At 67.3% G+C, this 19662-nt stretch carries 13 protein-coding genes; 6 read left to right on the forward strand and 7 right to left on the reverse strand.

Features of this window, described 5'->3' with window-relative positions; translation table 11 throughout:
* Window positions 1–24: 24 nt before the first annotated feature.
* From DB30_RS14195 to DB30_RS14210, 4 genes are all read right to left on the reverse strand, one after another.
* Window positions 25–2850 carry a hypothetical protein gene (locus tag DB30_RS14195; RefSeq protein ID WP_052549025.1) on the reverse strand — a complete coding sequence of 942 codons (2826 nt, stop codon included), beginning with the start codon at window positions 2848–2850 and terminating at the stop codon, window positions 25–27.
* A complete protein-coding gene (locus DB30_RS14200) occupies window positions 2847–3476 on the reverse strand; it encodes a class I SAM-dependent methyltransferase (protein WP_052549026.1) in 630 nt (209 codons plus the stop codon). Before DB30_RS14200 ends, DB30_RS14195 begins: the two co-directional genes overlap by 4 nt.
* A gap of 3 nt (window positions 3477–3479) precedes the next feature.
* Window positions 3480–4583 carry a glycosyltransferase gene (locus tag DB30_RS14205; RefSeq protein WP_146658853.1) on the reverse strand — a complete coding sequence of 368 codons (1104 nt, stop codon included), beginning with the start codon at window positions 4581–4583 and terminating at the stop codon, window positions 3480–3482.
* Between the two features lie 446 nt (window positions 4584–5029).
* Complete coding sequence (locus DB30_RS14210) at window positions 5030–6685, reverse strand: ATP-binding protein (protein ID WP_052549029.1); 1656 nt, start codon at window positions 6683–6685, stop codon at window positions 5030–5032.
* Between the two features lie 170 nt (window positions 6686–6855).
* On the opposite strand from DB30_RS14210, the gene DB30_RS14215 reads away from it, so the two are divergent.
* The 3 genes from DB30_RS14215 to DB30_RS14225 all read left to right on the forward strand — a co-directional run bounded on the left by DB30_RS14215 (window position 6856) and on the right by DB30_RS14225 (window position 11486).
* A complete protein-coding gene (locus tag DB30_RS14215; protein WP_052549032.1) occupies window positions 6856–8541 on the forward strand; it encodes a hypothetical protein in 1686 nt (561 codons plus the stop codon).
* Window positions 8538–10655, forward strand: a complete 2118-nt coding sequence (locus tag DB30_RS14220; protein WP_052549035.1) for an ArnT family glycosyltransferase — start codon at window positions 8538–8540, stop codon at window positions 10653–10655. The genes DB30_RS14215 and DB30_RS14220 overlap by 4 nt, the downstream gene beginning before the upstream one ends.
* Window positions 10656–11171: 516 nt before the next feature.
* A complete protein-coding gene (locus DB30_RS14225; protein WP_052549037.1) occupies window positions 11172–11486 on the forward strand; it encodes a helix-turn-helix domain-containing protein in 315 nt (104 codons plus the stop codon).
* Here the strand turns inward: DB30_RS14225 and DB30_RS14230 are convergent.
* From DB30_RS14230 to DB30_RS14240, 3 genes are all read right to left on the reverse strand, one after another.
* Window positions 11430–12458, reverse strand: coding sequence for a sterol desaturase family protein (locus DB30_RS14230; RefSeq protein ID WP_052549040.1), 1029 nt, complete (start codon window positions 12456–12458; stop codon window positions 11430–11432). The two genes, DB30_RS14225 and DB30_RS14230, sit on opposite strands and share 57 nt — an antisense overlap.
* A 4-nt stretch (window positions 12459–12462) precedes the next feature.
* Window positions 12463–12795, reverse strand: a complete 333-nt coding sequence (locus tag DB30_RS42265; RefSeq protein ID WP_052549043.1) for a hypothetical protein — start codon at window positions 12793–12795, stop codon at window positions 12463–12465.
* A gap of 111 nt (window positions 12796–12906) precedes the next feature.
* On the reverse strand, window positions 12907–14346 hold the full coding sequence (locus DB30_RS14240) for a CotH kinase family protein (RefSeq protein WP_146658859.1): 1440 nt from the start codon (window positions 14344–14346) through the stop codon (window positions 12907–12909).
* Window positions 14347–14626: 280 nt separating this feature from the next.
* Here DB30_RS14240 and DB30_RS14245 point away from each other — a divergent pair, with 280 nt between their 5' ends.
* The 3 genes from DB30_RS14245 to DB30_RS14255 are packed head-to-tail and all read left to right on the forward strand — an operon-like array spanning window position 14627 to window position 19646.
* On the forward strand, window positions 14627–16576 hold the full coding sequence (locus tag DB30_RS14245) for a nucleotide-binding protein (RefSeq protein WP_146658862.1): 1950 nt from the start codon (window positions 14627–14629) through the stop codon (window positions 16574–16576).
* Between the two features lie 23 nt (window positions 16577–16599).
* Complete coding sequence (locus DB30_RS14250) at window positions 16600–18267, forward strand: DUF1592 domain-containing protein (RefSeq protein WP_146658864.1); 1668 nt, start codon at window positions 16600–16602, stop codon at window positions 18265–18267.
* On the forward strand, window positions 18264–19646 hold the full coding sequence (locus DB30_RS14255) for a DUF1552 domain-containing protein (protein WP_240480230.1): 1383 nt from the start codon (window positions 18264–18266) through the stop codon (window positions 19644–19646). Before DB30_RS14250 ends, DB30_RS14255 begins: the two co-directional genes overlap by 4 nt.
* Window positions 19647–19662: the final 16 nt, after the last annotated feature.

Raw genomic sequence — 19662 nt, forward strand, 5'->3', positions numbered from 1 at the left:
CCGGGGCCCGGTGCGTGTGCGGCCTCATTGCGCCTCGCCGTCCTCGCCGTCCTCGCCGTCCTCGTTGTCCGGGGGGGCCTGCCCCAGCTCGAGGTTGATCCCCAACCGCGGCAGCCGCTTGCCCTCGGTCTGATCCGTCACCCGCAAGTACACCGGCAGGTACGCGAGCGCCCCCGTGCTGGCGCTGAACTCGAGCCGCTTGGCCGCGTGGGGGACCGTGAACTCTTCGAGCACCAGCCACTGGGCGTCGGGGTGGCCGGTCCAGCGCACCTCGATGCGCAGGTTGTGTCGCGCCCAGCGGCCGCCCGCCTGGGCCTGATCATCGTCGATGCCGACCCAGCCGGTGAGCGTCATGGGCAGGCGCTCGAGCTCGAGCTCGATCACGGCGGGGCGGCGCGGTCGCGGGCGCATGATCACGGCGGGGCGGATCAGCATCTCGGTCTTCACGGGGCCAAGCTCGATCTGCGAAGCGGTGGTTGCATGCCCAGCTTCAACCCAGCCGATCAGCTCGGCGGATTCGTCCTGCGCGGCCAGCTGCCAGCGCGCGTAGGCCAGGCCAGCCACCGCGGGGATCAGCACCATGATCGTCAGCGGGTGAATGATCCGAACGAGGTAGGCCTGCAGCCGTTCGCTGCCCTTGGTGAACCAGTCCACGCAGGTGGGCCCGCGCCGGGTCCTGATCAGGGCCAGGCCCACCCCGACAAAGGCCAACAGCGAGAGCAGCTCGGCGATCCACTCGACGCCGGTCCGCGCGACGTAGCGCAGCTCCAGGATCGCGTCGCTCGTGCCAGCCGGAAGCTCGGCGGCGATCAGCGTGGGCTCGGTGCCGTCGTCGCCGCCGGCCTTGCCCCCGCGCAGCTCCCCGGCCCGCCGGGCTTCGAGGCTGATCGGCGCCGCGTCGCCGTGCACGGGATCCTCGAACCACTCGAGCGGCTCGCCGTTCAACGACAGCTGCCAGCGCGGGTAGCCAGCGACGCCAAACACGACGCGGGCGCCCGCTTCGACATCATGCACCCGCACGCGCACGAGACCGCCGCGAAGGTCCGCGTGCAGGAGCTCGAGCTGGCCGCCACCCTCGAGCCAGGCGAGCGGCTTGGGCTGGCCGCGGTGGGGCTTGACGACGATGTTGCCGAACCGGGCGACCTCGTGGGTCCGGGCTTGTCCGCGTTGGCGATCACGGCTGACGATCCAACGCACGCCAAGCTTGTCGAGCAGCTCACGGTTGGCGGACTCGGGCTTGTGCACGAAGTTGTCGCCAGGCGTGAACCCGATCTTGTACTGCGGCGTCGCGGTCCAGACCGGCGCGTCCATGAACGCGTGGCTGTTGCGTGCGTCCCGAACCGCGAGCCGGTAGTCGTGCTCGCGGGTGTCCCACTGCTCGCGGGCCCACGCTGTGAACGCCTGGTAGTCCGCGTCGAACTCGGGGTTGTTGGGGACCCGCTGGGTCTGGACGCTGCCGACCTCGTACTCGCTCATGGTCGCGCGGGTGTCGGCGACCAGCCACAGGCACGCGGCGGCGGAGATCGGGGCGAGCAACAGGGTGGCCAAGGTCGCGAACACTGGCCAGCGCAGGCGCTCGCGCTCGAGGAACAGCCGCCGCGCCCAGCCAGCCGGGGCGATGGCCGCAAGGCCGGCGCACAGGTACAGGCCCGGCTTGGCGCCGATCAAGAAGCGCTGATACTGGATGTGGGTGAAGCCCTCGCTGAAGCGATCTAGCCGCAGCAGCCAGAACGCGTCGGAGCTGGTCAGCAGCCACTGGACCAGGGTGAACAGCGCGACGAAGCGAGCGACCCGGCCGGCGCCCAAGCCCGCCAACACGATCCCCGCGAGCGCGACGAAGCCAACGGCAGCGGGCATGCGCTGGGCCCAACGGCCGTCGTCGCGCAGCCAGCCGGCCATGGTCTCGAACGACGCGAACAGCCAGCCGTAGCTCGCCATCCAGGCCTTGTGTTGCAGCATCGGCACCCACCACCAGGCGGCCAGCAGCGCGCCAATGATCCCCGCGAGCGCGCACCGGGCCAGGCCCACGCGCCAGTTGACGGGGGCCCGGGGGATCAGCGTGACGATGAGCAGCAGCCCGCCGATCCCCAAGGTTGGCAGCGCGATCGGGTGGGCCAGCAACGCGGCGCCAAACCACAGCCCGGCCCACAAGCTCGCGCGCAGGGCTTGGTCTGGCTGGTTTGCCGGGTCAGCCGGGTCAGCCGAAGCGGGTGGGGGATCGGGATCCACCAGGCGCCGCGTGGACCGCCAGCCCAACGCCCGCGCCAGCTCGCCGAGGCCCAGCCACGCCAGGCTCGTCGCCAGCGCCTGGGGCCAGACCCCAAAGTAGACCGTGTACATCCAGCCGCCTTCGCGGGTGAAGCCGGCGTCGGCCAACATCAGCAGGGCCGCGATCAGGCCCGGCCACGCGCCAAACCCAAACAACCGACCGATCCTGATCAAGACCAAGCCCTGGATCGCAAACACCAGGTAGAAGCCCAGCGCGTAGGCGCTTGGCCAGTCCAGCGCACCAAACCCAAGCGCGTGGATCAGCATGATCAGCAGGTCGCCAAGCTGCGGGTAGAGATCGCCAAGCGGGAACCCAAAGAACCATGTTGGCTCCCAGCCCGAGAGCGCGCCCGTGCTAGCGAAGCGCTGGGCGGTCAGCACGATCCGGGTGAGGTGCACGGTGTGATCGGCCGACAGCGGCATGACCCCGGCGGGCACCGGCCACAGCAGCCACGCGGCGAACGCCAGCACGACCAGGCCCGGAATCAGGCCCGGGATCAGGCCGGGAACTCGGCCCACCAGGCCGCGGATGATCTTCGCGGCGCGGTCTGATCGGGGCGGCGCGTGGCGTGGCTCGCTCATGCCTTCGCCAGCGGGAGCGGCTTGCCAAGGATGACAGTCCACGGCAGCGGCGTGCGGACCTCGAGCAGCTGCAGCTGGGTCGCCGCGAGCGCCTGCAGCTCGCGCCGCGAGAAGTGCTGGATGTGTCCAGGGGTGTTGCCGAGCGCGCGCAGATACTTGCCGCGGGCCATGTTCATCGCCCGCCAGACCGGCTCTTTGGGGGTCGAGAGCAACACGTGCTCGCGGGCGACCCGGCTGATCTGCGCGAGGCCGCGGGCCGGATCCTCGAGGTGCTCGAGCACCTCGCAGCAGACCACGACGTCGAAGCTGTCGGCCGCGAAGGGCAGGTCGTAGATCGAGGCGACCTGGGTCTCGATCCGGGTGTCGAGCGCCGCGCTGATCGAGCCCAGCGAGACGTCGGTGGCCAGGTAGCGGCTTGGACCTGGCGCGTTGCGGATCAGGTGGGTCGCGAGCTTGCCCTCGCCGCAGCCGACCTCGAGCACGGTCTTGCCGCCCGGCTGCGCGCGCACGAACAGCTCGGTGACCGCCCCCAAGAACCCGGCCACGAGCATCCGCGCGATCGGATTGCTCGAGGCGTACTTGTCTTCGAAGTTACCAACGACGTTGTTGGGATCCGCGTTGACCATGGGTTACGGGCGCCACGGCTGGGCGTTGGTGCTGAGGATACCTTCGACGGCGATGCCACGTCGCCGCCTGTCGCTGGCAAGCTCGGCGTCGAGCCGGCGCACGCGGGCGAGCAGCTCCTCGTTGAGCCGGCGGTTGGCGGCCAGCAGGTCACCCAGGTAGGCCATGAGCCCAACGACGAAGCCGAGCACGACCGCGCCCACGCCGACCTGCAAGCTCTGGATGTGCCCCGAGACGTCGGGCTCGAGCATGTAGAAGTAGAAGAAGCGCCCGCCAAGCGCGACGCCCAGCAGCACCAAGAACGCGGCCATGAACCCAAAGGTCTGCAGCGGCCAGTACATGCCGTAGGCGCGCAGGATCACCAGCCCGTTGCGGCGCAGGTACTCGGGGATCGAGGAGAACAGTCGCGACTCGCGGGTCTGGGCGTTGGTCTCGATCTTGACGTTGTCGACAACGAGCCCGGCCTTGCCCGCTTGGATCATGGTCTCGAGCGTGTACGTGAAGCTGTTGTGGACGAACAGGGTCGAGATCGCCTTGCGGTTCATCGCCCGGAACCCCGAGGTCGAGTCGACCACCGAGACGCCCGAGGCCCGCCGGACCAGCGCCGAACCCCAGCGCTGCAGAACCCGCTTGACCCAAGAAAAGTGGGCGATCGTGTCGGTCTGGCGATCCCCAACGGTGATGTCGGCGCGGCCCTCGAGCACCGGCGCGACCAAGCGGGCGATGTCGTCGCCGCGATATTGATTGTCGGCGTCGGTGTTCACGACCAGGTCGGCGCCAAGCCGCAGGCACGCGTCGAGCCCCGCCATGTGTGCAGCAGCCAGGCCCCGGTTGCGAGGGAAGCGGACGATGTGGTGAGCGCCGAGCTCCGCGGCGACCTCGCTGGTCCCGTCGCTGCTGCCGTCGTCGATCACCAGCACTTCGATCTGGGCGACGCCGGGGATCGAGCGGGGCAGATCGGCGAAGGTCGCGGGGAGGTGATCTCGCTCGTTGAGGCAGGGGATCTGGATGATCAGCTTGGGACCCGGCCCGGTTACCAACGTCGACGCCGACGCCGGTGACTCACCCAGCGAGGGCGCCAGCGGTGGCTCGGTCGTCAGCTCGGTCATGGGGGCGCTCATCGGACTTGCGCTTGTGGCGCTCGGGCCTCGCGGCGGGTGTTTGAACCGCTACCACGCCAAGCACACTTGCGCGAGGTGATGAACGAAGGAAGCAGAGCTCCGAGGTCGATCTTTAGCCGGAGCCTTGTTACCGCCGGGGCTCTTTATCCCCGACTTCTGCCGTTTCACGTCGATGGATTATCGCGGCAGTACGGACTATCTCATCATCTCCCGCGGGAGATGTCGGGCGCTCGTGGGGCCATCACCGCTTTCGCTCGGGCCCTAGTCTCTGAACCTTGCCGAGCCCTTGGGCATCGCTGCACCGCCGTCTCGACCTTGGCTGCCGGTTGTCCGTCCCCGGAGTTTCTGGCAATTCACCCGATTTTCAGCCGGCGCTCGCGCGCCGGAGGGCCATTGTTAGCCTCGACCTCGGAGTCTCCTTCCGTCGCAGCACGCTACCCCCGGAGGAACTTCTTGTCGACCGTGTGGGTGAACACGTAGCGACCATTTTCGAAGGTGTAGACGTGCAACGGCTTCGTGGGCGCAATGATCGCACCGATCAAGGGCGCCAGCACGACCGGCCCGCGATAGAACAGATGGAACTGGCGGTGCTCGGGTCGATCCACGACGGCACGCAGGGCATCCCGGATCGCCCGCGCCTCTGCCTCCCAGCCGCCATCAACGCTGTCGAGGTACCCGGGCGATGCGTGGTCCAGAACCGGCGGCGCCTGTGCCAGGTGCAGCTCGGGCAGTGAGGCGCTCACTTGCTCGCGGATCGATGGCGCACCGATCGCGATGAGGAGCAACGCGTGCCCCCCGTCGGCTGGTGGCGCCAGAGCTTCGAGGCCGCCAACTCGCGGGCGCAAGGCGGGCAGGCTGACCGTGACGTAGTGCGGATCGAATTCAAAGGTGGGGGGGTGGCCGGTGAGCTCGCGGGTCTCACGGACCATGACCGGAATTCCTTCACCGCGGTTCTGCGCCATCCCAAGTCGCAGCATGAAGTTGGCGAGAGCCTCGTTGCGCCAGCTGGGCACGCCGCGGCCCTCTCGTAGCTTGTCCGCGGAGACCTCTCGGAGCAGACCACCGGGGCTGGTGATCTCTAGGCGGTCTTCGAACACAGTCACGCGAACCGGATCGGCGACGCTGTAGTCGCGATGCACGAAGGCGTTGACCACGGCTTCCTCGACCGCGCGCCTCGAGTAGCGCGGGCGGTTCTGAAGGCCGGAGGTCACGGTCTCGGACTTGTCGACCGCCATGCCCATGTGGACGCCGAGCCAGTCGACGACCTTGCGGATCAATTGGGGGAGTGGCCCGGTCACATCCGGGACGAGATCACTGCGCGCGGCCGCTCGATCTGTGCCGGGATAGGCCGAGAGCACCGCCCGGGCACCCGGGAAGAACCGGCTCGGGTCGACGCCGAACAGCAGCAGGGCAAAGTTCCGAGGGACGTGCTCGACCACGCCGCCCGTCGAGCGGGTCGTGACCAGAGACGGGATGTGACCCTCGATCTTGGCGCCGGGCTCAAGGTAGGTCTCCCACTGCTGGGGGAGCTTCAGACCTTCGAGGTACCCGCGAACCACCAAGCGATCGAGGTCTGCCGCGGTCGCATCGGGGTGGATGTCCTCCATGAGCAACGGACGATCACCTTTGAGCCGATGTAGCTCTGCGAGTCGGCCGTTCGCCCGTTCGGTGTCATCGTCGACGCGGATGAAGTGATGGGTGCCGTGCTTCGAGTGCCGGAAGATGACGGCGTGTGGAGAGGCGTCGACTCGAAACACGAGGACCTTTCGCGCAGGATCGCCGGGAAGGTCGACGACCTCGAGGCGCGCGACGATCGGCGGTTGCGACCGATCCCGAAGGAGCGCGAGGACCCTGCCGCGGATCTCGCTGACCCGGGAGGGCGCGAGGCCGACAGCGATGGGCATGGGGGCACCCTCCGCGTCGGTCCGCTCGTCAACCCCGCACACGACGACGCCGCCGCCACGTTGTTCGATGTCGTTGGCGAACGCGGTGAGGGTCTTCGCCACGTCCTCTGGATCTGCGACGTTGCGCTTCCACTCGATGGTGGAAGACTCGCCCGCCAGGAGCTGCTCGACGTCAGACCACTGCATGAGTACGCCCTACCGCGGATCATACATGGCCGTTGGGCATGGGCGGAGCCCTCGTCAATCGAGGCGCGGGCTTGCCGCGATGCCCGCCAAGTTCGTGCGAGTTCCCGGCGAAGCCGGCGCGGGGTCGAGCAGGCGCTGCGGGTTTTGAACCGCTACCATGCCGAGCACGCATGCGCGAGGGCGACGAGGCTCGAAGCGGGGCCAAACACCAGAGCGCGGCGTCCAAGCTGGCGGCGCGGTTGCTGGCCGTGGGCATTGGCGCAGGCTTCTTGCTGCATCTGCGTGCGTGGCTGTTCCTGTGCGACGACGCCTTCATCAGCTTTCGCTACGCTCGCAACCTTGGGCAGCATGGCGCGCTGGTCTACAACCTCGCGCCCTTCGAGCGGGTCGAGGGCTACACGAATTTGCTGTGGGTGCTGGTGCTGGGGCTTGGCGACGCGCTGGGGTTGCCGGCGCATACCCTGGCCCCGGTGCTGACGGCCGCGGCCTCGCTGGCGGCCTTGCTGTTGGTCGCGCTGATCAGCGCGCAGCTGCGGCGCCGGTTTGGCCCGAGCAAGCCTGAGCCTGGCGCGGATCCGTTCGAGTCCGTTGATCTGCTCGCGCCCGCCCTGCTCGCAACGCTGCCAGAGTTTGTGGTCTGGGGCAGCAGCGGGCTCGAGACCAGCTTCGCGCTGAGCCTGGGGTTGCTGGCGGTGTGGCTGTGGCTCGGCGGGCGGATCGAGCTGGCCGCGGTGGCGGCGTGCTTGGCCGGACTCACCCGGCTCGACGCCCTGGTCTGGATCGGCGCGTTCGGGCTTGGGTGGTTGGCGGTGATCGGGCTCGAGCGGGGCCCCCGGCAGATCCCCTGGCGGCGCGTGCTGATCGGCGCGGCGCTGTTCGTGATCCCGCTGCTGATCCAGCTGCTCGCGCGCAAGGCCTACTACGGCGAGTGGCTGCCGAACACCTGGGCGGTCAAGCATCACGGGGCGCAGCTGCGAGACTTCTACGGGGTTGGCTACCTGAAATTCTGGGCCAACCGCGTGGACATCGTGTGGCTGATCCCGGCGGTGCTGCTGCTGCGACCGCGCCACCTGCCGCTGGTGTTGCCGATCGCGGCGCAGCTTGGGTGGGCGTGGTCGATCGGCGGCGACTTCATGGCCTACGGTCGGTTCTTGCTCCCGGCCACGACGCTGGTCCTGTTGTTGCTGGGGGTGGCGCTTGGCGAGGCACGCGATCAGCTGCACGCCCGCGGGTGGCTCGCCCCACGCTGGGCCACGCTGGTCTGGGCTGCGCTGGCGCTCGCGTTGCTGGCTGGCTACGCCCGGCAGATCCCCGCGCGGATCCAAGAAGATCGCGAGCACGCGTTCTTGCACATCGACTACGAGGACATCCAGCACACCCCCGGGTTCGAGGGCGTCGACGCGATGCACCGGTTCGCCGCGGTCAGGTACGCGGCCGGCTTGGCCCTGCGCGCGAGCGTTCCGGCCGACACGCGGATCACCGTGGGCGCCGCCGGGGCGCTGCCCTATGCGTCACAGTTGCCGGCCTTCGACAGCTACGGGCTCGTGGATCCCGGGGTCGAAGCCGTCGCAAAGATCCAGACCAAGGGCGCGCGACCCGGCCACCAACTGCAGGCGCCGCTGGCCTACATGATGACCGCGCACCAGCCTGACCTGCTGTGTCACATCGGCTACGCGGGCACTCGTCCGCCCTCGCGCGCCGCCGGCCGTCGCCTGCGACGGGTGCGTGGCTGGACCGGGTGGGCGTGCGTCACGACTGGCGCGATCCCGGATCCGCGCGCCGAGGGGGGCGAGCTCCCAAGCCAGCACTACTGCTGCGCCCGCCCGCACGGGCGCTTCGAGGAGCTCGACGAGTGAGCGCCGAAGCGACCGCACAACCGGGCCGCGCCGTGGTGTGGATGCGCCGCGTGGTCACGGGCTTGTCGTTGATCTGGGCGCTCGTGATCGCGGTCGTGTTCGCCTGCCGGATCGGCTTCCCGCTCGAGCTCGAGTGGATGGAGGGCGGCACGCTGCAGCAGGCCTGGCGCGTGCAACAGGGCTTGCCCGTCTACGGCCCGCCCAGCCCGGACTTCGTGCCCTTCTTGTACACGCCGCTGTACCCGGCGGTGGTCGCTGCGCTCGGGTTCGTGGTTCCGCTTGGCTACGGGCTGGCGCGGGCCGTGTCGATCGCTGCGGTCATCGCCACCTGTGCGGCCCTGTGGCGGCTGTGTCGGATCGAGGACAAGCCCCGCGCCCACGCCTGGTTTGCGATCGGCTTGTTCCTGTCGGGCTACGTGTTTTGTTTTCGCTGGCTGGACATCGCCCGCGGCGACGCGCTGTTCTTGGCGCTGCTGATCTGGGGCCTGGTGCTGCTGCGCGAGTCCGAAGGCAGCCTCGCGCGGGCCGTGCTCGCCGGGGTCTTGGTCGCGCTCGCGTTCTGGACCAAGCAGACCGCGGCGGTGTTCGTGGTGATCTCGGGCGTCGCGGGCCTGTTGATCGCGCCGCGCCAGATCTGGGCCTACGCGGGCACGATCGCGCTGATCGACGGCGGCGGCGTGTTGCTTGGCCAGTGGCTCACCGATGGGTGGCTGTGGACGTGGATCTACGAGATGCACCAGGGCCACGCGTTCAACGACGAGCGGTTCTGGTCCAAGACCTGGGGCATGTTCGCCCACGCCCAGCCGTTCGCGGCCAGCTTGCTGGTGGTCTTGCTTGGCTTTGGCGTGGGCGTGGGCCTGCGTCGTGCAAGGCAGCTGGGTCGGCCGCCCACGTGGCCGCGCACGCTGTGGGTTGGGTTGCGTGGGATCCGAGGCCCGATCTACTGGGGCATGGTGGCGGCCGGCGGCCTGCTGGTGAGCGCGCTCGGCTACTCGACGCAGTTCGCAGAGCCCAACGCGTTCATCCCCGGCGTGTGCTTTTGTGCGGCGTTCTTGGCTGTCGCGCTACCCCACGCGGACGCCCGGCGCAGGCTCGAGCTGCTTGGTCTCACCCTGGTCGCGCTGCAGCTGTGCTTCGCGCTCGCGGTCGAGCCGATGTACCAGCCGATCCAATCCAACGGCGTCCGCGCTGGCCTGCGTCACAGCTACGCGTGGCAGGATCCCTGGCGGACAATTCCAACGGCGCGGCAGCGTGACAACGCCCGGGCGCTGCGAGCCAAGGTCGAAGCGCTCGACGGCGCCAGCCTGCTGGCCCTGCACCGACCCTGGTGGCCGATCATGGCCGGCGGCACTGGCCACGTCGGGGCCATGGGCATCACCGACGTCACGCCCGAGCAGCGCACGGAGCTACAGCGGGCGATCAGGCAGCGCATCGCCGCGGGTGAGATCCAAGCGGTGTGGATCGACGGCAGCGTGCCGGGCTGGCTGACCCGGGAGCTCTCGGACTGGACCGTCCACGAGCGGCGCTGGGGCGGACGACGGGTGCGCCCGCTCAGCGGCTGGATGTCCGAAGCGGGCATGGTCACGCCCTGGCGCGGCGAGCAGCTGTTGCTTGGGCCCTCGCAGCCGCGCGAGGTCCCGGCGGGTGTGCAGGTGATCGCCGACTTCGAGGCCGGCACCCTCGATGGCTTCGAGGTCGTCTCTGGGACCGCGTTCGGTCGCCGCTCGGTTCGCAGCTTCTCGCGTGGCCTGCCCCCGCTTGGTCCCCACGGCGGCGCGCGCTTGCTGTCGAGCGCCGCGTCCCGCAAGCAGCTGCAGGGCCGCGGCGAGCTGCGTTCTGCCCCCTTCGTGCTGCCTGCGGGGGGCGCCGTCGAATTGCTGGTGGGGACCACCGGCCGACGCAAGTCGTTGGCCGCGAAGCTGGTCAGCAACGACGGGCGCAGCGTCAACTTGAAGCTGCCCAAGACGCGCTTTGATCTTCGCCGCGTGCGGTGGGTCGTGCCCAGTGATTGGGCCGACGTCGAGGTTCGCCTGCACGTGGTCGACAATGATCCAAGGGCTGCGCTGCTGATCGACGATCTTTGGCTGTGGGAGGTCGCACCGGGTCCGCGCTGATCCTGCGACTCTGCCAGTTCTCTTACCTGTGGCATCAACGCGCACGAGGTCGACCCCGACACCGGGCAGTTCACCACCTACGGCGGCCGGGTCGGCGCCTGCACCTACTTGGACATGACGGGCTACGCGCTCAGCAACGTTGGCATCCCAAACGGTTGATCTGCAGCCACGCCCCCGGCACATGTGCGCGAGTTGACGGATTCAGACGCGTGGAAGCCCCCGCCAAGCGGGCGGCCTCGTGAGTTAGCCATCGCATAGGCATGGCTCAACCCGACTGATGTGTCGGTGTCACCCCACCGATCGATGTGGGCGCCCCCCCAACCGGGGTCGGGCATGCACGGGAAGACCCAACGCATGTGCCGGATCACCGAGCGCCTACCCGACACATAGCGAGGCTGATACCTCGACTCGTGATGGGTACCCCACCGATTTAGCGACACGGCCTGGCATATATGTCTGTTCTATCCGCGCGGTTGCTCTCTCCAAAAGTCGCGACAACTGCGCCAGCATGAGAGCGTGGATACCAGCGAGCGATCGAAAGCCGGGCCCTCGGAGTTGGAATTGGGCCGCCACCTCCGCGAGTTGCGGCAGGCGTTGGCGCTGAGTGTCCAGCAAGTCGCCGCGCGATGTCGGCTGGACGTTGCGGTGATCCGCGAGCTCGAGCTGGGTCAGCACGCCGCGGACCTCGACACCTTGCGCGAGCTCGCGGGCGCGCTCGGAGCTCCGCTGAGCCTGATCTTCATGCTGTGGGAGGCCCAGGACCCAAGTGACGACTCACTCGAGCCGATCACCCCGGAGCCGCCTGGGCACCAGCGGGACGAGCAGTCGTAGGCCAGCGCGGATCAGCGGACGCACCAACAACCCTGGCAGCGATCGCATCCGCTGCTCCTCGCCGCCCAGCCCAAACTGCAGCCGTGGCCGCTGCGCGAAGCTGCCAGGTAGCACCAACGTCCCCGCGAGGCGGTCCCAGATCGCCAACAGGTTGCCGAAGTTTCGATCGTGGTGGGCCACGTCGCTGGAATGATGCAGTTGATGGGTCGCCGGGCTGATGAACACGCGGTCGAGCGGCCCGAACGACAGCCAGACCTCGGAGTGCTGCAGGTTGAAGCCAAGCAGCAGCGCCACAAACAAGATCGCGTTGGTGCCCAGCACGCTGACCACCCCGAAGGCGCCGCCGCTGGCCCACGCGAACACGCCGAACATCGGACCCAGCAACAAGCCGCTGACGATACCGTCAACGATCACGTCGACCGGGTGGCGGCGAAACACGGCGAGCGGCTCGAGCACCGTTGCGCTGTGATGGACCTTGTGAAACTCCCACAGGATCGGGACGCGATGCATCGCCGCGTGGGCCAAGAAGAACGCCAAGTCGGCGACGATGAAAGCCGCGACGGTCAAGCTCACGCGCATGCTCAGCCCCGTCCACGGCTGCGCTGGCGGGCCAAGCCGCGCGTATAGCCAACCCCAGGTGTCGCTCGCGAGGCCGGTTGAGACGGCCTGCAGCGGCACCAGCAGCAAGAACGAGTAGATCAGCGCGTTGGTGACGAACAGCCCGACGTCGTTGGCGGCCGAGCGACTCAGCCAGATCCGCCGCGGGAACAAGAAGGCCAGCGCGCCCGCGAGGGTTGGGCGACCGCGGCTGACCTTGACGACATACAGCAACAGCGCCAGCGCAGCCGCGCCCAGCAAGTACACCCAATACACGCTGATGCCCGGCGAGAAAAATTGCTCAGCGATGCCCCCAGCGATCTGCCAGCCCCGTTTGAGGCCCACTTCGAGTTGCTCGACGAGCAGGCTGGGCATCGCCCTACTTCGGTGCCGGCTTGGGGCCGGGGCCCATCTTGTTCTTGATCGCGTCGGGGCTGACGATCATGTCGGGAGCAACGATCATGTCGGGAGCAACGATCATGTCGGGAGCAACGATCATGTCGGGAGCGACGATCATGTCGGGAGCGACGATCTTGTTCGGCGCCACGACCTGCTTTGGCGCGACGTTGATCGCGGGCTTGACGAGCTTGTTCGCGGGCGCGGTCTTGCCCGCCTTCGGTCCAAGTCCGCCCTGCACGGCGTTGTCGGCCCCAGCAGGTTCGACGCAGGCGAGAGAGGTGAGGAGCAGCGTGGCAACCAACGACGTTCGCATGACGCCGCCAGTGTGCCACGACGCGGCAGGCCTTGCAGGTGAGCTAACCCGCCAAGCCCGACGCCCCCCGATCATGGTCGCAGCGCGCCGTCTGGCTTGGGATCCCGCCTATCAGGGTTCCTCACAGTAGCCATCGCCGTCGTTGACCCCACCATCTTGCCAGCACTCGAGCCAGTCCTGGAGCCATTCGGCCCGCTGCTGAACATACCAATGCAGCAGCTCGACCTGCTCCATGTAGACCTCGTTCGAGTAGGGCTTGTTGGTGTCCGCCAACACGGCCTCTTGGATCTGTGCCGTGTACGTGTCGATGCGCTCGTGCAGCACCTCGGGCTGGTAGCCCTCGTGGAACACCTCGTCGATCATTTGGATGTAATAGTCGAACCACATCGGGTCCTCGAGCGCGAGGTCGTACAAGGGGCGGCCGTGGCTCGTCCACTTCTCCCACACGACCGGGTCGGGGTTGTAGGGGTACTCGCCGCCTTGCTTGTCGTGGAACCGCTCGAAGGTGTTGTCGAGGTCCCAGGTCAGCATCATGAACTTGCCGCCGATCGGCTCATCATAAAAATAGTAGTTGAGCCCCCCGGCCCACATCCCATCCGAGAAGGGCAGCACGGCCTCGGCCGCGAACACCCGCAGGGCCTGGTCGAGGTCGAGGTATTCGTACAGCTCCTTGGGCGTCTTCGCGTCCTCGAGGGCCTCGATCCGATCGGTGTTGGCGGTGTCGAGGTTGGTCTTGAGCTCCCAGTGGGTCCGGTACCACAGGTCACCGCTTGGGTCGTCAAACCTGCGCTCGAGGAAGGTCTCGTCGAGCTTCTCGATGCTGGTGAAGATGCCGTAATACTCACCGTTGACGACGAGGCGAGCGTTGTTGGCGCACGGCGCCTGGATACCGACGTCCCGCATGATCGAGAGCGCGAGGCGGTCGCGCAGCATGTGCCGATTCGCGGTGGCGGCGTCGAACGCGAGCCGCTTGAGCCCCAGAAATCGGCCGTCTTTGTCATTCGTGTGAAAGCCGATCTGAAACTGCATCTTGTCGCCGGGGATCGGGTCCCACCAGGTCGTGTTCCCGCGCAGCCGGATCTTCGCGTCGTAGATCGCGATGTCCTCGTACTCGAAGGCGGTGACCGGGTGGTAAGCCTTGGGGTTCTCGCCCTCCTCCTCGAGGTCCTTGCCGTGATCCCACTCGTATTGCAGCATCTCCCACACGACCGGCTCGAGCGTCAGGTTGAATGTGGGGAACAGATCCTGCGCATAGAGCCCGTGGCAGCCGTCATCGTCGGGCGGCGGGATCTGCTCGTTCGGATCAACCGGGGGTTCATGCTCGGGCGGCGGATGCACGTTGACGACCCCAGAGTCGTCCTCGCCGCTGGTCTCGGCCATGCCCTCGGAGTCGTCGCTTGTCGCGTCGTCGCCGTCCGTTGCGTCCGGGGCGGCGCCGGTTCCCGAGACCGTTGCGAACCCGGTGGTGCCCGACGCGTTCGGGTTGTCTGTGCAGGCCAGAGCCGCTCCAAGCGACAATGAGATAAAGCAGCGAACGCCACATTGTATCATGTTGTATCCTCCCACCTGTATTATAGCTTGTATGCGCGTCGCCGGTGTGGAGTGCGAGCATTGCCCGCCGCGAGCCTGCGCGGCGGGCGAAGGAACGCGCAAAGATTCAGTTTGAGCGCCAACAATTTGAGGACTATCAAAGCGTCCAATGGCTATCTGCTTTCAGCTCGGGCGAGGGCTTCTCGCCCGCTTGCGGACACCTTCGTGGACTGGTTCACCCTGGGCAGCGAACGCTCGTGTTGCCAAAGGGACCGCTCTGCCTGTGGCCACCCTTGTGCTCATGCTCGGCTGCAAGGGCGCAGAAGCGACAATACCGGAGCCCGAGACGGGGCCCGATAGCGACCTCCCGGTGCTCGTCGGCGACACCGGGGTGTTCGAGTGCGACGTGGCGGAGATCTTCATCCAACGCTGCAATGGTGAGACCTGCCATGGCGTCGGCGTGTCGTCGACGTCCGCGCTCGACCTGATCTCTCCAAATGTCGAGGCCCGGGTCTCGGGGGTCTCGGGCACAAATTGTAGCGGGATCCTCGCGGACTCGACCCAACCCCAGGCAAGCTTGCTCTACACCAAGGTCACCGAGCCAGACTGCGGTGTGCGCATGCCGATGGGGAGTGAGCCGCTCGAAGCGGACGAGGTCACCTGCCTGGAATACTGGATCTCCGGCCTGCTGCCCCCGGATCCCGGCTGCGTTGACTGCGAGTGCGAGCCGGGCGTCGTCGAGGATTGTTACAGCGGTCCCGAGAGCACGCTCAATGTCGGCATGTGCAAGGGCGGAACCCACACATGTCAGACCAGCGGCCTGGACTGGAGCGAGTGCGAGGGCGAGGTCACGCCGCTCGGAGAGAACTGCTTCACGCCCGACGTCGATGAGGACTGCGACGGTCAGATGCCCGCGTGCGGAGACGTCTGGGGGCGTCGCTTCGGGAACCCCGACGATCAAGCCATTCGCTCGGTCGCGGTCGACCCGGACAACGGCGACGTCTACAGCTTCGGAGACTTCGAGGGCGCCGTCAGCTTCGGCGCCGCGCCGTTGATCGCGGAGCCGTCGGACCCGCTCCGACAAGACCTCGTGGTCAGCAAGCACGACCTTCACGGCAACCCGATCTGGAGCCGCAGGTTTGGCGATAGCAGCACGCAGATCGCCCAGAAGATGGCGATTGATGGCGACGGCAACCTGGTCTTCGTTGGCCGCATGTACGGCACAATTGACCTCGGCGGCGGCACGCTCCACGCCGCCGGAGGCAACGACATCGTCGTCTTCAAGCTCGACAGCGAAGGCAACCACATCTGGAGTCAGATCTTCGGCGACAACGAGCCGGACCGGGCCGCGCGACTGGCGTTTGACGCAGACAACAACGTCATTCTCACGGGCACCTTCACCGGCAAGATTGACTTTGGCGTGGCCAAGTTCGCCTCTGCCGGGCAGCGCGACGCGTTCGTTGTCAGGCTCGCGCGCGACACTGGCGAGCCGACCTTCGCCATGAAAATTGGCGGAGCCGGCGACGACTACGGCTTCGGCGTTGACGTTGACGAGAACGGCGACATCGTGATCGGCGGCCGCTTCGGCGCGGCGCTCGATCTTGGCGGCCAGACGCTGACCCATGCGGGTGACCTCGACATCTATGTTGCCCGCCTCGACGAAGCCGGGCAGGTGCTGTGGGCGCGGTCGTTTGGCGGCTCCGGTCCAGACGAGCTCCACGATCTTCGGCTTCAGCAAGACGGCGACATCGTGCTGCTCGGGGCGATCTCCGCCAGCGTGGACTTTGGCGGCGACACACTCAACAGCGCGGGCGCGCGTGACATCTTCCTGGCCACGCTCGATGGCCAGGGGGAGCATGTGTGGAGCGAGCGCTACGGCGACGCCGCCGATCAATTCGAGCTTGGCGGCACCGAGAGTTGGCTGACCCTGGCGCTCGAGGCCAGCGGTAGCATTCACGTTGGCGGCAGCCTCTACGGCGTCCTCGACTTCGGCGGCGGCGATAGTTTAGCCGCCAAGGGTGAGAGGCCCGACGTCTTCCACGCCCAGTTCAGCGCCAACGGCGACTACGTCGGCGGCTGGCGGTTTGGCGACTCCGGCTCGGACTTTGGCCACGACATCGCCGTGGCCGCAACAGGACACGTCATTCATGGCGGGCGCAGTCTTGGCCCCACAGTCGACTTTGGCGACATCGGCGTGTTCGACAACGCGGGGCGCAGCGATGGCCTGCTCGCCCGGTTGGCCCCGCTGTGACCTTTGAACATCAGGTAGTGACCATGCTGGAATACAGAACCGTCACCCTCATCTTTGCAGCGCTCCCGTTGCTTGCCTGTGGATCGCAGACCGACATCGGCGCGGCAGAACAAGTCACGCCGGACCCGGTGACCCCGGAGCCGGGCCCCACGCCGATCCGTCGGCTGACGCGGGTTGAGTACAACAATACGGTGTACCAGCTGTTTGGCGACAACAGCCAGCCGGCCAACGCGTTTCCGCCCGACGAGGAGGCCGGCGGGTTTGACAACCAGGCCGACGTGCTCGTCGTCAGCCCGCTGCTCGCCGAGAGCTACATGGTCGCCGCCGACAAGCTCGCGGCAGCCCACACGCCCACCCTGATGCAGCAGCTGCCAAACTGTCAGGGTCTCGCGGCCAAAGCGGACGCCTGCGCCAGCGATGCCGACGCGTTTGTTCGCAGCTTTGGCAAGCTGGTGTTCCGCCGCCCGCTGACGGAGGCGGAGGTCCAGACCTACGTCAACCTCTTCGCCCAGGGGGCGGCCCCCGATCAGGCACCTTACTCGCCAACGACCGGGGTTGAGATGGTCGTGTCGGCCCTGCTGCAATCGCCGCATTTCATCTATCGCGTCGAGTTTGGCATGGCCGATCCGGCCAGCGGCGACGTCGTCGAGCTGACGCACTACGAGATCGCCTCGCGGCTCTCGTATTTGCTGTGGAACACCATGCCCGACTCGATCTTGTTCGAGGCCGCCGACGCCGGCCGGCTGCGCGATCCCGCAGAGATCGAAGCGCAAGCCCGGCGCATGCTCGACACGCCGCGCGCGCGTGAGGCGGTCAAGAACTTTCACCGGCAGTGGCTGCACCTCGACGAGATCGAGCCGACGATCCTGGCCAATGGCAAAGACGCCAAGATCTACCCAGATTTTTACGAGGGCCTGCCCTTGCTGTGGCGGCTCGAGACCGAGGCCTTCATCGATCACGCGGTGTTTGAGCAGGACGCAAACATCGAGCTGCTGTTCACCGCGCCGTTTACAATGATGAACGCGGAACTCGCCGACTTTTACGGGGTTGACGGTCCGCCCGGCATCGAGTTTGCCCGCGTCGACCTCGACCCCAGCAGGTACGCCGGGATCATGACCCAGCCCGGGATCATGGCGTTGTTTGCGAAGCCCGATCGCTCGTCGCCGATCCACCGGGGACTCTTCGTGCGCGAGACTCTTCTGTGCCAGGCGCCACCGCCACCCCCGGACAACGTGCCCGAGCCGCCGTCCGTGGACCCGAACCAGACGACCCGGGAGCAATTCGCCGAGCACGCAGAGAATCCGGTCTGTGCCGGGTGCCACTCGCTCATGGACCCGATCGGCTTTGGCTTTGAGAACTTTGACGGCATCGGCCGCTACCGCGCCACCGAGTGGGGGCTGAAGGTCGACGCGAGCGGCGAGCTGCAGGGGACCGACGTCGACGCGGCATTCACCGGCGCCGTCGAGCTCGCGCAGCTGCTTGCGAGCAGCGAACAGGTCAAGGCGTGCGTAACGAAGAAGTGGTTTCGCTTTGGCTACGGCCGGTTCGAGACCGACGAGGACGAGGACACCCTTGACGCGCTCGAGGCCGCCTTCGCTGCATCCAACTACGACATCAAAGAGCTGATCGTCGCGCTCACGCTGACCGACGCATTTCGCTACCGCCACGCGGTCCAGGAGAAATCGCCATGACCCTCATTCGCCGTTCCCCCATGAAGCGACGCACGGTCCTGTGCGGGCTAGGTGGCCTCGCCATTGGCCTTCCGCTGCTCGACGCCATGCGCGGGTCCCCTGCACGCGCTGGTGTCCTCGACCCGCCCAAGCGCTTCATTGTCATGTACACGCCCAATGGCACGATCGCCAAGAACTTCTGGCCGACAAATGTAGTCTCACAGACCGACTTCGAGCTGTCGCCAATCCTGACGCCGCTCGCCGCTCACAAGCAGGATCTGCTGATCGTGGGCGGCGTGGACATGCTCTCGGCGATGGCGCCAAACATGGGGGGCAGCGCGCCCGGTGACGCCCACCAAAAGGGCACCGGTCAGTGCCTGACCGCGACCGAGCTGCTCCCGGGCAACTTCGTGGGCGGCGGCGGACAGACGGCGGGCTGGGCTGGCGGGATCTCCGTTGACCAAGAGATCGCCAAGCACATCGGCCAAGACACGCCCTACACCTCGCTCGAGCTTGGCGTCGCCGTGCAGGGCGCCAACGTCCGCGGGCGGATCTCGTATCGCGGGCCGGGCCAGCCGCTTCCGCCAGAGAACAGCCCCTACGCCGCCTATCAGCGCTTGTTTGGGGACTCGCTTGGCGACCCGGTCGAGGTCGCGCAGCGGACCACCCGGCGGCACTCCGTGCTCGACGTGGTCGCCGAGGACTACAAGCGGCTGCGTGACCGGCTTGGCGGCGAGGATCGGGACAAGCTCCACAATCACCTGCTGGGCATTGACGCGATCCGTGATCGGCTCGACAAGGCCATTGTCAGCTTTGCGGGCGCGTGCCAGCCCCTCGATCTTGGCGAGGCGCTCGACGTCAACAAGATCGAGCACATGCCGGTCATCGGTGGCCTGCAGATGGATCTGTTGGCGATGGCCTTCGCCTGCGACATCACCCGGGTCGCAACCTTGATGTGGACCAACTCGACATCGAGCGCCGTGCTCTCGTTTGTGGATCCCGCGATCACGGACGGCCACCACGCCCTCGCCCACAAGGGTGACGAGGAGACGATGAAGGTTCACCACAACACCCTGATCAACACCTGGTACGCGAGCCAGCTCGCGGCGCTGATCGATCGACTCAAGGCGATCCCCGAGGGCGACGGCACCGTGTTCGATAACACCGTGATCTTGTGGACCAACGAGCAGGCCCGCGGGAACAACCATGACCGCCATGATCTGCCCTACGTGGTCGCCGGCAGCGCGGGCGGGTTCTTCAAGACCGGTCGCTACGTGGAGTTTTCGGGCGACACCGGGCACAACCGGCTGTTGGTCTCCCTGCTCAATTCCATGGGGATCGAAGCGGAAGAGTTTGGCAACCCGATCTACGGAACGGGACCGCTGACCGGGCTGACCTGAAGTGCGAAGGGGAGTG

Origin of the sequence: Enhygromyxa salina, from assembly GCF_000737335.2 — a bacterium.
GTDB lineage: Bacteria > Myxococcota_A > Polyangia > Nannocystales > Nannocystaceae > Plesiocystis > Plesiocystis salina_C.

What these genes read in the sequence shown, in the direction of transcription:
- DB30_RS14195 (WP_052549025.1), bottom strand. Translation starts at nt 2,850, where the DNA reads ATGAGCGAGCCACGCCACGCGCCGCCCCGATCAGACCGCGCCGCGAAG.
- DB30_RS14200 (WP_052549026.1), bottom strand. Translation starts at nt 3,476, where the DNA reads ATGGTCAACGCGGATCCCAACAACGTCGTTGGTAACTTCGAAGACAAG.
- DB30_RS14205 (WP_146658853.1), bottom strand. Translation starts at nt 4,583, where the DNA reads ATGACCGAGCTGACGACCGAGCCACCGCTGGCGCCCTCGCTGGGTGAG.
- DB30_RS14210 (WP_052549029.1), bottom strand. Translation starts at nt 6,685, where the DNA reads ATGCAGTGGTCTGACGTCGAGCAGCTCCTGGCGGGCGAGTCTTCCACC.
- DB30_RS14215 (WP_052549032.1), top strand. Translation starts at nt 6,856, where the DNA reads ATGCGCGAGGGCGACGAGGCTCGAAGCGGGGCCAAACACCAGAGCGCG.
- DB30_RS14230 (WP_052549040.1), bottom strand. Translation starts at nt 12,458, where the DNA reads ATGCCCAGCCTGCTCGTCGAGCAACTCGAAGTGGGCCTCAAACGGGGC.
- DB30_RS42265 (WP_052549043.1), bottom strand. Translation starts at nt 12,795, where the DNA reads ATGCGAACGTCGTTGGTTGCCACGCTGCTCCTCACCTCTCTCGCCTGC.
- DB30_RS14240 (WP_146658859.1), bottom strand. Translation starts at nt 14,346, where the DNA reads ATGATACAATGTGGCGTTCGCTGCTTTATCTCATTGTCGCTTGGAGCG.
- DB30_RS14245 (WP_146658862.1), top strand. Translation starts at nt 14,627, where the DNA reads ATGCTCGGCTGCAAGGGCGCAGAAGCGACAATACCGGAGCCCGAGACG.
- DB30_RS14250 (WP_146658864.1), top strand. Translation starts at nt 16,600, where the DNA reads ATGCTGGAATACAGAACCGTCACCCTCATCTTTGCAGCGCTCCCGTTG.
- DB30_RS14255 (WP_240480230.1), top strand. Translation starts at nt 18,264, where the DNA reads ATGACCCTCATTCGCCGTTCCCCCATGAAGCGACGCACGGTCCTGTGC.